Source organism: Halomarinibacterium sedimenti (assembly GCF_019312585.1).
Classification (GTDB): domain Bacteria; phylum Bacteroidota; class Bacteroidia; order Flavobacteriales; family Flavobacteriaceae; genus Halomarinibacterium; species Halomarinibacterium sedimenti.
The window spans coordinates 868504-882874 of sequence record NZ_JAHWDP010000001.1; the positions used below are offsets into that span (position 1 = coordinate 868504).

Annotated in this window: 13 protein-coding genes; 5 read left to right on the forward strand and 8 right to left on the reverse strand. The window is 35.7% G+C overall.

All coding sequences use genetic code 11. The features are described 5' to 3' along the window. Positions 1–416: 416 nt before the first annotated feature. From rpiB to KXJ69_RS04155, 4 genes are all read left to right on the forward strand, one after another. On the forward strand, positions 417–848 hold the full coding sequence (rpiB, locus tag KXJ69_RS04140; protein ID WP_219051564.1) for a ribose 5-phosphate isomerase B: 432 nt from the start codon (positions 417–419) through the stop codon (positions 846–848). 10 nt (positions 849–858) lie between these two features. After that, on the forward strand, positions 859–1770 hold the full coding sequence (locus KXJ69_RS04145) for a cation diffusion facilitator family transporter (protein WP_219051566.1): 912 nt from the start codon (positions 859–861) through the stop codon (positions 1768–1770). 2 nt (positions 1771–1772) lie between these two features. After that, positions 1773–2216 carry a GNAT family N-acetyltransferase gene (locus KXJ69_RS04150; RefSeq protein WP_219051568.1) on the forward strand — a complete coding sequence of 148 codons (444 nt, stop codon included), beginning with the start codon at positions 1773–1775 and terminating at the stop codon, positions 2214–2216. Between the two features lie 135 nt (positions 2217–2351). Then, a complete protein-coding gene (locus KXJ69_RS04155; protein ID WP_219051570.1) occupies positions 2352–3638 on the forward strand; it encodes an ammonium transporter in 1287 nt (428 codons plus the stop codon). On the opposite strand, the gene KXJ69_RS04160 is transcribed toward KXJ69_RS04155, so the two are convergent. The 8 genes from KXJ69_RS04160 to KXJ69_RS04195 form a co-directional block, all read right to left on the reverse strand. Then, positions 3635–4006: a hypothetical protein gene (locus tag KXJ69_RS04160; RefSeq protein WP_219051572.1), complete on the reverse strand. Its 372-nt coding sequence runs from the start codon at positions 4004–4006 to the stop codon at positions 3635–3637. The two genes, KXJ69_RS04155 and KXJ69_RS04160, sit on opposite strands and share 4 nt — an antisense overlap. A gap of 70 nt (positions 4007–4076) precedes the next feature. After that, positions 4077–4898 carry a sterol desaturase family protein gene (locus KXJ69_RS04165; protein ID WP_219051574.1) on the reverse strand — a complete coding sequence of 274 codons (822 nt, stop codon included), beginning with the start codon at positions 4896–4898 and terminating at the stop codon, positions 4077–4079. Between the two features lie 2 nt (positions 4899–4900). Continuing rightward, positions 4901–6523, reverse strand: a complete 1623-nt coding sequence (locus tag KXJ69_RS04170; protein WP_219051576.1) for a S41 family peptidase — start codon at positions 6521–6523, stop codon at positions 4901–4903. Between the two features lie 6 nt (positions 6524–6529). Beyond that, on the reverse strand, positions 6530–7381 hold the full coding sequence (locus KXJ69_RS04175) for a DUF4349 domain-containing protein (RefSeq protein ID WP_219051578.1): 852 nt from the start codon (positions 7379–7381) through the stop codon (positions 6530–6532). Then, positions 7378–7734, reverse strand: coding sequence for a ribonuclease P protein component (gene rnpA / locus KXJ69_RS04180; RefSeq protein WP_219051580.1), 357 nt, complete (start codon positions 7732–7734; stop codon positions 7378–7380). The genes KXJ69_RS04175 and rnpA overlap by 4 nt, the downstream gene beginning before the upstream one ends. 208 nt (positions 7735–7942) lie before the next feature. Then, entirely contained in the window at positions 7943–9733 is a 1791-nt protein-coding gene (locus KXJ69_RS04185) for a M1 family metallopeptidase (RefSeq protein WP_219051582.1), read from the reverse strand. Then, positions 9733–11409, reverse strand: a complete 1677-nt coding sequence (locus KXJ69_RS04190) for a S8 family peptidase (RefSeq protein ID WP_219051584.1) — start codon at positions 11407–11409, stop codon at positions 9733–9735. The genes KXJ69_RS04185 and KXJ69_RS04190 overlap by 1 nt, the downstream gene beginning before the upstream one ends. Positions 11410–11420: 11 nt before the next feature. Further along, the gene (locus KXJ69_RS04195; protein WP_219051586.1) at positions 11421–12281 is read right to left on the reverse strand and encodes an MBL fold metallo-hydrolase; all 861 of its coding nucleotides are present in this window, start codon (positions 12279–12281) and stop codon (positions 11421–11423) included. Positions 12282–12488: 207 nt separating this feature from the next. Here KXJ69_RS04195 and KXJ69_RS04200 point away from each other — a divergent pair, with 207 nt between their 5' ends. Then, positions 12489–14354: a cation:proton antiporter gene (locus tag KXJ69_RS04200; RefSeq protein ID WP_219051588.1), complete on the forward strand. Its 1866-nt coding sequence runs from the start codon at positions 12489–12491 to the stop codon at positions 14352–14354. Positions 14355–14371: the final 17 nt, after the last annotated feature.

Sequence of the window (14371 nt, forward strand, 5' to 3'; positions counted from 1 at the left end):
TTATTACCCTTTACGAGACCTTTATTAACATATTTTCAGTATTTCAATTAGCTGAAAAACAAGACTATTTTAAAAGTAATTGACAGTTGTGAACAACATAATTAAACACTAAATTTTTAAAAAGTTTTTGTGATAAAAATGTGGTTAACTTAACTATCTGGTCTGAAAAATTTACAATAACTGAAGACTTAAAATATTGTAGAATCCATTAAATTTTTCATATTGATAATCTCGAGGAAACTACCAACTATTCTTATAGAAATTCTATTAACAAATATGAACATACTTGTTAACTTAAATATCAGGTAAAGGTTAAGAAATAGTAAAGTATTGAAAGTTAAGTTCTTTAAAAACTTTCATTACTATCCTTAAATATATAGTCTTTATAAAATGTATCTTTGTATAAATTTTTTACTATGAAAATAGCTATAGGAAACGATCACGCAGGAACTGAATATAAACAAGCCATTGTTAAACATTTAGAAGCTCAAGGATACGCAGTTATTAATTTTGGGACCAACACAAACGATAGTGTAGATTATCCAGATTTTGTGCATCCTGTTGCAAAAGTTGTTTCTAATAACGAAGTAGATTTTGGAATCCTTATCTGCGGAAGTGGTAATGGTGTTTCTATGACGGCTAATAAACATCAAAAAGTTCGTGCAGCGCTGTGTTGGACTAAAGAAATTACAGAATTAGCACGCCAACACAATAATGCTAATATTTTAAGTATTCCTGCTAGGTTTACCAGCGAACCACAGGCGGTTGCCATGGTTGAAACTTTTTTAAACACTCCTTTTGAAGGAGGACGTCACCAAAATCGCGTGAATAAAATCGCTTGTTCATAACTCCATAAACATGGCACATTCCCACTCCCATCACCATCATACTCATGATACTAAAGGGAGGAATTTGTTTATTTCTATTTTATTAAACATTATTATTACCGTTGCTCAGGTAATTGGAGGAATTCTATCAGGTAGTCTTTCATTACTATCAGACGCGCTTCATAATTTTAGCGATGTTCTTTCTTTAATCGTTAGTTATATAGCTAATCGGTATTCTAAAAAGAAAGCATCCTTCGATAAAACCTTTGGGTACAAACGCGCTGAGATTATTGCAGCTTTTGTAAACGCGTCTTCATTAATTATTGTGGCCTTGTATCTAATTTATGAAGCTATTGTTCGCTTTATTCATCCACAAGAAATTGAAAGTGGATTAGTAATTTGGCTAGCATTATTAGGAATTGTTGCTAACGGATTTTCAGTTTTACTTCTTAAAAAAGATTCAAAAGACAATATGAATATGCGATCTGCATATCTCCATTTATTAACCGATATGTCTGCATCTGTTGCCGTGTTAATTGGGGGGTTGTTAATGAAATATTTTAATTGGTTTTGGGTAGACAGTGTTCTTACCTTGCTTATTGCATTTTATCTTATCGCAATGGGGTACGATTTATTAAAGAATTCTTTTAGGGTGTTAATGCTTTTTAGCCCAGAAGATGTGGATTTGAAAGAAATACGAGAGGCTATTTCAGCCTTTCCAGAAATAAAAAATGTGCACCATATGCATATTTGGCAGCTCAATGAAAAGGAGAATCATTTGGAAGCTCATATCGATTTTTATGAAGATATTACGCTTTCACAATTTGATGATATCTTAAATAAAGTAGAAGAAGTTTTATATCATCAATTTGGAATTAACCATGTTAATATCCAGCCAGAGTATCAAAAAGATGATGCTAAAGACATTATTGTTCAAGATTAATTATGGAAATAACCGTAAAAACATTTCAGCAATTAACCGTAGAAGATCTTTATGATATTTTACAATTACGTTCGGAAGTTTTTGTTGTCGAACAAGATTGCGTCTACCAAGATATTGACGGGAAAGATGATAAAGCCCTGCATATTATTGGTAAAAAGAAAGGTAAAATAATAGCATACACTCGATGCTTTCCTCCAGGAGTTTATTTTAAGGAGGCTGCTATAGGAAGGGTGGTTGTTTCTGAAAAGAAAAGAAAATATGGCTATGGACACGACTTAATGAAAGTGTCTATAAAAGCTATCGAAGACACATATAATACCTCTTCAATTAAACTTTCAGCGCAAACGTACCTTATTTCATTCTATGAAGCCCATGGATTTAAAAAAGAGGGAAGTGAATACCTGGAAGATGGAATTCCACATATAGGAATGATAAAAAACGGGTGATTATTTACTAATTTATTATTTTTTCTAGGCCTTTTCTAATAATCTTATAATTTTTTTATTTTACCCCCTAATTTCTAGGGGGTCACATCATAAATATTTAAATTTACCCTTTAAAAATTTAAATTTATAGGGGGTATGGGTAGAAAAGTAAACTTTTTAATGCTTTCATTATTGGTTTTACTATGTCTTTTATTAGGGACAGAGTATCAATTTATAGAGAATACTGGAAATATTGACACGGGTGATACCGCGTGGATGTTGGTCGCAAGTGCATTTGTATTATTAATGACCCCAGGATTAGCTTTTTTCTACGGTGGAATGGTTTCCAAAAAAAGTATCATTTCAACTATGTTACAAAGTTTTGTGGCCTTGGGAGTAATTAGTATTCTTTGGGTTGTTGTCGGTTTTAGTTTGGCATTTGGAGAAAGCTATTATGGAATTATAGGAAACCCTTTAACCTACTTTGCTTTTAATAATGTTTCAATATCACCAAATCCAGATTTTTCAGGGACTATCCCCTTTTTGTTATTTGCTTTGTTTCAATTAAAATTTGCAATCATTACACCAGCGCTTATTACAGGAAGCTTTGCCGAAAGGATTCGTTTTAGAAGCTATATTCTTTATATGGTTCTTTTTTCATTGTTTATTTATTCCCCCTTAGCCCATATGACATGGCACCCAGATGGGTTATTGCGAAATTGGGGTGTGCTCGATTTTGCAGGAGGAACTGTTGTGCATATGTCTGCTGGAATAGCAGCACTTGCGGGAGCACTATATCTTGGAAAAAGGAAAGAACAAATTGAACGACCCGCCAATATTCCTTTTGTAATTTTAGGAACAGGATTGTTGTGGTTTGGATGGTTTGGGTTTAATGCTGGATCTGCATTGGGCGCTAATACGGATGCTGTTATTGCTTTTGCAAACACCAATTTGGCATCTGCAGCTAGTATGATAACTTGGATATTTTTAGATAGATTTCAGAATAGGAAAATGTCCTCTTTAGGCGCTTGTATAGGTGCCATTGTTGGATTGGTAGCGATTACTCCTGCAGCAGGATTTGTAACACTAGGACAGAGTATTTTTATTGGTTTTGTTGCTGCAATTGTAAGCAATTTTGCCATTCGACTAAACAAAAAATCTGAAATCGACGATACACTGGATGTTTTTCCCAGCCATGGTGTAGGTGGAATTGTAGGAATGATACTTACAGGAGTACTAGCAAAAGATGTTGGGCTTATCTATGGGGAAACCACGACCTTTTTATATCACATGCTTGCGCTGGTAATTGTAGGCGCATTCACATTTATAGGGAGTTATTTATTATATAAACTTACCGATATGTTGTTATCTATGAGAGTAAGAGAGGATCAAGAATATCGTGGTTTAGACGCCTCTCAACACGGAGAAAATATCGAAAATTAAATTTTTATTGGGTCTTTATCAAGATTTAAATCTCTTAACATGTCATCTGTAAATTTATAATGCCCACGACGTGTTACTATTTTAAATCTGTGGTTTTTCATTCGGGTAAGTACATCTAGAAATCGCCATTTAGATTTTAATAAATTAGGCTCGGCGCTTTTAAGACTTACCTCAAAGTAATGTTTTACCCCTTCACGTTCAGCAACAAGGTCTGGAGTTATACTAATATCACTACCCACTTTAGTGTAAGACTTTGGAGATTCATAACCCTCAACATCGGCTTGAATGTTTTCGAATCCTCTTTTTTCGAGATATTGAACCGTGTCCAATAATACCTCTTCATTTTCTTTTTTATCTAATTGTACCATATAGCGTCATGATACAAAAATTTAAGCAGAAATACAATTAAACTTGTGTTAATATTTGGAAATGAAGAAATTAAGATTTCTTGCTTTTCACAGTTTTATTGAATGGAATATTTAACTGGACTAGTAGACTTTCATCGTTAGTATGGTCCGCAATATCAACCCCATAAACAATTTTATTAGGATCGTCGTAAACAAAAGTTCCAAAAATCCTATCCCAAATAGAAAGCATATTTCCATAGTTTCTATCGGTCCAAGGAAGCTGAAAATGATGATGAAACTTATGCATATTTGGGGTTACAATAACATAACTTAATCCTTTATCTAGCCAAAAGGGAAGGTTAAGGTTGGCATGAGTCCAATAGGTAAAAAGAACGCTTAAAATTCTGTAGAAAAAATAGTAAGAGATAGGCATTCCCATAATAACCACCGCAAGCAAGGCAAATAGTTCTCGAAGGACAAAGTCTAGAGGATGGTGCCTAGTCCCTGTGGTTACGTCTACATTTTTATCGGTGTGGTGCACTAAATGTAATCGCCACATCCATGTTACTTTATGAAGAAAGTAATGGACCCCGTATTGAGCTATTAAATCTAAGACCATTAAAGACAGTACTAGCTTAACCCAAACAGGGGATTCAAATAATTGTAATACCCCAAAACTAGACTCTTGAAGCCAAACAAACACACCTGTCGTTGCTGCTCCAAAGAATACATTTATAACCATAACAAATCCTAACAGGCCAAAGTTTACTTTGGCGTGTTTCCACTTTTTATACTTTAAATGAAACCTACTATAATAGCCTTCTAAAATCCAAAAAAGAGCGATGCAAAAAACAATCCATCCAGCTTTTTGCCACACTGGCATCACTTCAAAAAAATGTAAAAAAGCGTCCAATGTTATTTAAGAATTCGGTTGTATTTATTAGCATCATTTAAAACTGACACGGCTTCCAAAACTTCAGGATTGTGCTGAATTTGATAATCGTACAAGCCCTTTGCGTAGAAATATCTTTTTAAAATTTCATCGTTTAACAATGATTTTATTTCTACTTTTTTAGCGACAAGGTCTTTTTGTTTTGCAGCTTCAATGGATGCCATTAGCACATTATAACTAGATTGAATACCGTCCTTAAGCTCATCGTCTTCAGCTCGACGAAGGGCTTCAGCAAATTTCTTTTCGGTTTCGGTTTCGTAACTAAAGTTTTTCTTTTTTAGAAATTGAAGAAAATTCTGAAAATCTGTTTCAGAAAATTCAAAACCTTTCCAATCGGTAAGTTGATGAGTGTAATAGTATTCGGTAGCGTAATCAAAAATGGCATTATCCTTCAATAAAGCCGTTGTAATGGGGCTAAACTTTGAAGATTCCAATTCTATATCTGGCAAAATTCCACCACCATCGTACACCGTTCTGCCGCCTTTTGTTTTGAAGGTATTATAATTTTTAGGATCTAATCGAATAGGATCCCCATTTTCATCACGATTCCAGTAATCCAAAGCCTGAATACATCTACCGCTTGGTGTGTAGTATCGAGAAATGGTTACTTTTAATTGGGTGCCATAGGTTAACTTTTTAGGACGCTGAACCAATCCTTTTCCAAAACTACGTGCACCAATAATAACAGCCCTATCCAAATCTTGTAATCCACCCGATACAATTTCACTTGCCGAAGCACTACGACCATTAACCAATACCACCAAAGGAATTTCTGTATCTATTGGATCTTTAGTGGTTTTATAAGTTTTGTTGTATTTTTCAATCACAGATTTAGTTGTTGTAATTACCTCCCCTTTTGGAACAAATAGGTTAACAATACTAATAGCTTCGTTTAGTAAGCCTCCAGGATTACCACGCAAATCGAGAATGATTTTAGTTGCGCCTTGGGACTTTAAATCTTCCAGCGCGGCCTTCGTTTCTATCGTTGTTTTTTGGTTAAAAGCACGAAGAACAATATATCCAATATCATTGTTAATAAGATTATAATACGGCACCGCTTTTACATCCACTTTTTCCCGCTTTAGGGTAGTTGTTTGCGTCTTTCCTTGTCTTTTAAAAGTAAGTTGTACTTCAGATCCTGCAACCCCTTTTAGTAATTCGCCAGCGTCATCTTCAAAATCAGAAAGTGTGATATTCCCAATTTTAACGATTTCATCGCCCGCTTTTAAACCTGCTTTGTCTGCAGGATATCCTTCAAAGGGCTCGGTAATAATAATCTTTTCTTTTTGTGTTTGTACTGTCGCACCAATTCCTGTGTAGGTTCCAGAATTTTTTATACGGGCGTCCTCCACTTCTTGTTCGTTCCAATACACGGTGTAGGGATCTAGGTCTGCCAGCATGCCATTTATAGCTTTGTCCATTAACATGGCAGGCGTGGTTTCATCCACATAATTCATATTCAGCTCTTTATAAAGCGTGGTGAATATCTCTATTTGCTTCGCAATTTCAAAAAAATCGTTTTTAAAACTGGCTGTAGTTATGAGGATTCCTAATGCGAGAATAGGAATGACAATTTTCTTTTTCATGAGTTTCTAGCTTTTATTTTCTGAAGCCTTTTTCTTGCTTCGCTTCAAATATCTTCGAAGCACCAAGATAACAATTAATGCTATGACGAACAAAGGCCATAAATACAACAACCCAAGGAAGAATACCGAAATCCCGTCCCATCCTCCTTTGAGGGCATTCACGATTTTTTGTCCATAGGAAAGCGTCACCCCTGTTTCGGCGGTTTGTTTGTAAAATTCAATATTTACCGTACTTAAAGAAACTTTATTCTGAAGGTAATTTAAACGTCCTTGTTTGGCTTCAATTTCTTCGCGAATATTAGATAACTCACGTTCAATTTCCAGCATTTCTTTTACGTTTTTGGCTTGTTTCAGTAATTCTAAATACCGTGTTTCCAATTCTCGCTTTGCTTTTAAGCGAGCTTCGAGATCCACAAATTCTTCCGAAACATCCTGACGGGAAATATCTTTTTGGTCGAAATACGGAACCCCTTGGGAAATAGCATCTATGTAGAGTTGAAAATTCTCTGTGGGAATGCGCACCACCATATTTCGGTATAACTGATTGTAGTTTTTACCGGCATTATCACTTTGGATAAACCCTTTGTATTGTTGGGTTAGAGCCAAGATGTTTTTGTGGGTTTCTTCGGGATTGGAAGCTTCAAAACGAAGATTGGCTGTTTTAATGATTTTTTGCTCTTGAACCTCCACAGTTTCTATTGAACCTTCATCTGCTACTTTTAATTCCGAGACTGGTTCCTCAATATATTCGTAATCTGCCGCCACAGAAGATTCCGATTTGGATAGACTATAATCACTATTGCCACCTCCGCCACAGGCCAAGGCAAGACCTAAAAGAAAAAGACTGAAAATTTTCATAATGTTAGTTGTTTAAGTAATAACTGAATTGAGTTGTCTAATTGATTGTATGTTGGCCTATCTTTACCAATGTACATAACTAATATCGCAAATTTCTTGCCGTTATTGTTGGTTAACAAGGATTTATGAATTCGGTAAGCTTCGCGCATTTGTCTTTTAATGCGATTTCTAGAAACGGCAAGTTTAAAACTTCGTTTGGGCACTGCGAACGCAGCCTGAGTTTTTTCTAGGGCTTCTACTTCTAAATACACTAATTTGACGGGAAATTTTTTCACCGATTTGCCTTCGGCAAATAGTTGATCAATTAACTTGCGGCTTTTTAATTTTTCTTCTTTTGGAAACTTAAAACTCATGAAGTAAATTTAGGAAAGATTAAATTGTTAAAGTAAAATATTTTAATGGAGAAGAATTCTGAAAATGATTATCAAAAATTTTATAAAATATATTCATTAGCCGCTATAATCATTACCTTGATTGTTTTAATTCTAATTTGTTTATAAAAAAAGGCCTTTCAAAATGATTTCTGAAAGGCCTTTTTTTTAATTTTTATAAAAATGAAATTTATTGCTCTCCGTATAGGTTGTTTTCCATATCAATATCCGCCATCAATAAAGAAGCATCTATCATCATGTTTTTCACTTTCTTTCCGTTGGCAATTTCAAAGGAATAGGTAGTATACGCCCATGCCCAATCTTTTAAAACAGTTCTTTTAAAAGTAGGATATGGGTTGTCTTTTTCACCACGCATCATTTGCAGCGGGATATAAAAAGATTCCTGAGTCCCATCTTCGTAGGTTACATATAAGTCAATAGGCATTGGCATTAAACCAATTCGCTCTAAGGTTACTTTCGTTTTACCAGCCTCTTCTGTAACGTCTTTAATGGCGTAATCAATGGTATTAGTAGTTTGGGCAAAATCCTGTAAGTACCAATCTAACTCAAACCCAGATACTTTTTCAGCTACACGAATAAAATCGTTAGGCGTAGGATGTTTAAATGCCCATTCTTTATAATACCTTTTAATGGTTTTTTCTAGGTTTTTTTGACCAATTACATACCCTAATTGTGCCATAAAAACAGCTCCTTTGCTATACGCAGCAATGCCATAACTACGGTTAGACGCGTAACGATCTGCATGCGTTGTTAATGGTTGTTCTTGTCCGCTTGTGGCTAAATAACGATACCCACGATACGAGCCTGCCACAGGATTCGGGTTGTTTTCATGTAACACTTCATTTTCAGCTAAAGCTGAAATATAGGAGGTAAAACCTTCGTCCATCCATTCGTGTAAACTCTCGTTTGTGGCTAGCAAAAACTGAAACCAAGAATGTGCCAACTCGTGAGCCGTTACACCCACCAAGCTTTCAAACTTTCGATGTCCTGTGATAAGGGTACACATGGCATATTCCATACCACCGTCACCCCCTTGAATGACAGAATATTGCTTATAAGGATAAGGCCCAATATGTTCATTAAAGTAAGCCATTAGCTCAGCTGTTTTTGGCTGAAGGTTTTTCCAGTTTTCAAGAATATCGGGGTTATTTTTATAATAAAAGTTTAGAACAACTCCGTTAGGTCCAGGATAGATATCGTGGATATAATCTGGATCCGCGGCCCACGTAAAATCGTGCACATTGGGCGCCACAAAGTGCCAAATTTTCTTTTTCTTTTTTACTGAAGGCTCTCCTTGAAGATAGCCTGTTCCTCCCACGACGTATTTCTCGTCGATGGTAAGCATTACCTCAAAATCACCCCAAACTCCATGGAATTCACGTCCAATGTAAGGATCTGCATGCCACCCTTGAAAATCGTATTCGGCTAATTTAGGGTACCATTGTGTCATGGATAGTGCCACTCCTTCTTCATTGTTTCTTCCGCTTCTTCTAATTTGAATCGGAACTTGTGCGTCCCATTCCATATAAAAAGTGGTGTTTTGTCCAGGCAAAATAGGCTGGTTTAAAGCCACTTCAAGGATGGTTCCAACGACCTCGTAAGAAAGCGCTACTCCATCTTGTGTTAGCTTTAAAGGTTTTATGAATCCAATTTCTGAAGGCGATAATTTTGAAATTCTATCGGCTACACGTGGGTCTGCATCCGAAATTGTCATCGAACGCACATCCATTTCACTACCGGGTTGAAAGGCATTAAAATGCAAATGATAAAAAACTTTGGACAATGTATCAGGAGAATTGTTGGTGTACACCAATTCCTGAGTTCCTTTATATTGCCAATTGGTTACGTCCATATCAATGGACATTTTATAATTCACTTTTTGTTGCCAGTAAGAGGTATTATTTTGAGCAGTTACCGAAACAACTAGTAGTAGTGCCCAAAATGCTTTAAAAAACTTCATTATCGTGACATTTTATCTGCCATAATTAAGGCATTATACAAATTCACCATTTTTCCAGATGCCGAAATATTTCCAAATTTATCTTGGTTAGATTGGTCACCTCCTAAAATTACAGTTGCAGTTGAGCTCAAACCACTATCCATTAATATTTGCTTTACTTGTTTAGCAGAAAGTGAAGGATAGTACGAACGAATCATAGCGGCAACACCTGCCACAGCTGGAGCAGCCATTGAGGTTCCTTGTAAATATTCATAAGTGTTTAAAGGGGTAGTGGACCAAATTTTTACACCAGGTGCAAATACATCCACATTACTCTTTCCATAGTTTGAAAAATTGGCAACTAACTCGCTTCCATACTTATAGTTTAATGCTCCAATGGTGATAAATGTGTCCCCCATTTCTGAAGTTTCTCCTACCTTTTGATCGTTTGGATACACTTGAATTTTATCTAAATCGAATCCTTCATTTCCTGCGGCATTCACAATTAGCACATCTTTATCTGAAGCATATTTAATAGCATCCCAAACCCATTCTGGGCGTGGCGAATAGTATTTTCCGAAACTAGTGTTTATTACTTTTGCACCATTATCTACTGCATAACGAATGGCCAATGCGATGTCTTTATCATACTCGTCCCCATCTGGTACAGCACGAACAACCATAATTTCAACATTGTTTGCAACACCGTCCATTCCAATACCATTTCCTCTTTTTGCAGCAATTATTCCAGCTACGTGTGTCCCGTGGCGGGCATCCTCTTTTTTAGGATCAGGACCGTCCACATCATTGTTTCCATAATATTTTGATGAAAAGTCATCAGGGTCGTCACCAAGTTTTTCACTTCTGAAGTTTTTATCCATATTAAAATGACTTTTTAAACGGCCATCGAAATACTCGATTCCATCATTAAGCTGTTTTAATACTTCAGGAACCGAATCTCCAAAACTCAACATTTGAGTAAGCATTCCTATTTGTTGTTGCTCCGTTTCCGTTGGACTTGCAATACCATTTAAATCGGTAACAGTATAATCTTCTTTTCCTAATTTTTTTGAAATAGCATCGTGAGCAGGAGCTACTTGTCCAAGAATTTGCTCATAGCGTGCTTTGTTTGCTTGCGTTTCTCCAAATTCTTTTTCGTATTCCGCTTTTGCTCTTTTATATACTTCATAATCTGGCCGATCTGCTGCACTTATGGAAGCTTCAGATTTACCTTTAAATTTTGGTTCTAATTTTTTAATGTAACGAACATATTCCATGTTCTCTTCCACGATATTTCCAAGAAAATTCCATCCGTGGATATCGTCTACATATCCGTTTTTATCGTCATCAATTCCATTGCCAGCAATTTCATCATCATTAACCCAAATAACATCTTTTAGGTCTTCGTGTTCAACATCAATTCCACTGTCAATGACAGCCACAAGTACTTTACTATTTTTTCTTCCTTTAAGAATTTCAGTATAAGCTTTGTCGACACTCATTCCAGGAATGGTATCGCTTAACAAGTCTGCAGCACCCCAAGTTTTTGTTTCTGCTTCGGTAAGTGGAGCAGCTTTTAATGGCAAGTTATCAATGTTTGCAATTGGGGTTGAAACTATAGGGGCAACACCACCTCCGCAAGAAGAAAGTATTGTAGCTGAAGCTATAGTAAGTAAAGAAATTTTAAAAATGTTCATCTGTTTATAAATTAATTAAATAGTTCGTTAAAAGTAAAAACCTGATCAAGGCGAACCCCTTTTTCGGTATGTTTTACGGTGATTATTTGATTGTGAGCATCATGCTCTAAAAATAGGTAGTACTTATTATCTGCTGCCGCATTCAGAAATTTTTCTTTTTCTGGCATAGTTAACAAAGGTCTAGTGTCATATCCCATTACAAAGGGAAGTGGTAGATGCCCTGCAGTGGGCAACAAGTCTGCCATAAAAACGATCGTTTTTTCTTTATATTGGATATGAGGAATCATTTGTTTTTCGGTATGGCCATCGGCAAAAAAGATGCCGAAATCCAGTTCCTTTGCTTCAGAAAAATCTTGAACAGGGTCTTTTACGAAATGCAGTTGCCCACTTTCTTCCATGGGAAGAATGTTTTCTTTTAAAAATGAAGCTTGTTCTCTTCTATTGGGTTCTGTGGCCCATTTCCAATGTCGCAGGTTGCTCCAATATTTTGCTTTTTTAAATGCGGGCTCGTAACCAGTTCGGTTTTTATTCCATTGAATACTACCTCCGCAATGATCAAAATGAAGGTGTGTTAAAAAAACATCTGTAATATCATCTTTATGATACCCAGCATTTTTTAAAGAATCATCCAAATTGTAATCACCCCAAGGGTAGTAATAGCCAAAAAACTTATCGCTTTGCTTATTTCCCATACCATTATCAATAAGGGTAAGCCGATTGCCATTTTCAATGAGGAGGCATCGAGCCGCAATATCAATCATATTATTACTATCGGCTGGATTAGTTTTAGACCAAAGAGATTTTGGAACAACGCCAAACATGGCACCGCCGTCAAGCTTAAAATTTCCAGCTTCAATTGGAATTAATTTCATAGGAAGCGCAAATTAGCAAAACTGATACATTTTAAATATGGGTGTAGCCACTAATTTTGAAGAATTTAACAAAAACGAGCATATTATTCCCGTTTTTTTAAAAAGTATCATTTTTTTGGAGTTAAAAGGCAATAATTTGGTAATTGTAATAAATAGTTTGGGACTGTAATTAGTTTCTTCCTATTTTTAGAAAATTAAAAAATATTTATGATTGAATTAGCGGGTATCATTATTCTTGGAATTTTAGCACAATGGTTTGCTTGGAAATTTAAGATTCCTGCTATACTTCCCTTAATTCTTATAGGCTTATTAGTTGGTCCTATTGCCACTTTAATAACTCAAAATGGTCAATCTTGGATACAACCCATTTGGGATGGGAATCGGGGACTATTTCCTGGGGATAATCTATTTTCTTTTGTCTCATTAGCCATTGGAATTATTTTATTTGAAGGCGGGCTAACTTTAAAAAGAGGGGAGTTATCTAAAGTGGGTCCAGTAATAGGAAAACTTATTAGTCTTGGAGCTGCGGTTACTTTTTTTGGTGCAGGAGTAGCTGCGCACTACATTTTTGGACTTAACTGGCGAATTTCATTCTTGTTTTCGGCATTAATTATTGTTACCGGACCAACGGTTATTTCGCCCATTTTGAGAAATATTCCGTTAAAGAAAGATGTTTCTGCCGTATTAAAGTGGGAAGGAATCTTAATAGATCCCATAGGAGCTTTAGTAGCCGTTTTAATTTTTGAATTTATTAGTATTGAAGGAGATGCAGGCTATTCTAAACAAGCATTAATAGAGTTTGGCAAGATTATTCTTATTGGATTCTCCTTCGGAATTTCGGGAGGTTATGCTCTTTATTTTGCCATAAAAAGAAAATGGATTCCTCACTATTTACTTAATGTTGTAGCACTATCTGTTGTGTTACTCATATTTGTAGAAAGTGATGTTTTTGCACATGAGTCTGGCTTATTATCGGTTGTTGTGATGGGAATGTTTTTAGGTAATAGCGACCTTCCAAACTTAAAAGAGTTACTCTATTTTAAAGAATCTTTAAGCGTTTTATTAATTTCTATTTTATTCATTTTATTGGCAGCGAATATTTCTATTGACGATTTGCTGTTAATATATAACTGGAACACGGCCATCCTTTTGGCAGTGGTCATATTTATTTTAAGACCGATTTCCGTTTTTGCAAGTACTATAAATTCTTCATTGAAGTTAAATGAAAAACTATTTATTAGTTGGGTAGGCCCTCGTGGAATTGTAGCTGCTGGGATTGCTTCGCTGTTTGGAACAAAATTAGCTTTAAGAGGGTTCCCAGGAGCAGAGTATATTACACCGTTGGTGTTTGCAGTCGTTTTAGTTACTGTTTTGTTGAATGCAACCACTGCAAGGTTTTTTGCTTCGGTTGTTGGTGTGTTTTTAAAAACTTCGGAAGGAGTTTTAATCGTAGGAGCGTCAAAGGTATCGAGGCTTATTGCAAATTATCTTCAAAATAATGGTCGTCATGTGGTTTTAGTAGATTCAAATCAATCTAACATAGCTCAGGCTCAGGAGTTGGGTTTGGAAGCTTTTAATGCCAATATTTATGCAGCTGATCTTGCCTCGGATATCGAATTGAGTGATGTTGGATATTTACTGGCACTTACAGGTAGTGAAGAGGTAAATAAACAAGCCATTAATCGTTTTGGTAAAATATTTGGTGAAACAGGAATTTTTAGACTCCTATCCGCAGAAGAAAAACTTCAGGGTGTTGAAGAAAGGGATTCCAAAGAGCTTTTTTCAAATACACATGATTTTACCATGCTTGAAGAAGTTGCAAGGGTGTACCCGTCTATCCAGGAGGTTCCTCTACAGTCGAAAGAACAATTTTTGAAATTGCTTTCTATTATTGAAAAAGAGAACAATACTGTGGCGTTGTTTTTAAAACTTCCCTCTGGGTTTTTAGAAATTATAAACACCCCAAAAGAAATGGAAGTTAATGAAGATAGCCAATTGGTGTATTTGGGAAAACCATTAGATATTGAAGAACTCAATAGTGTAGCAAGAAATCAAAAGGCTGCAAAAAGGTAAAAATAAACTTAACAAAA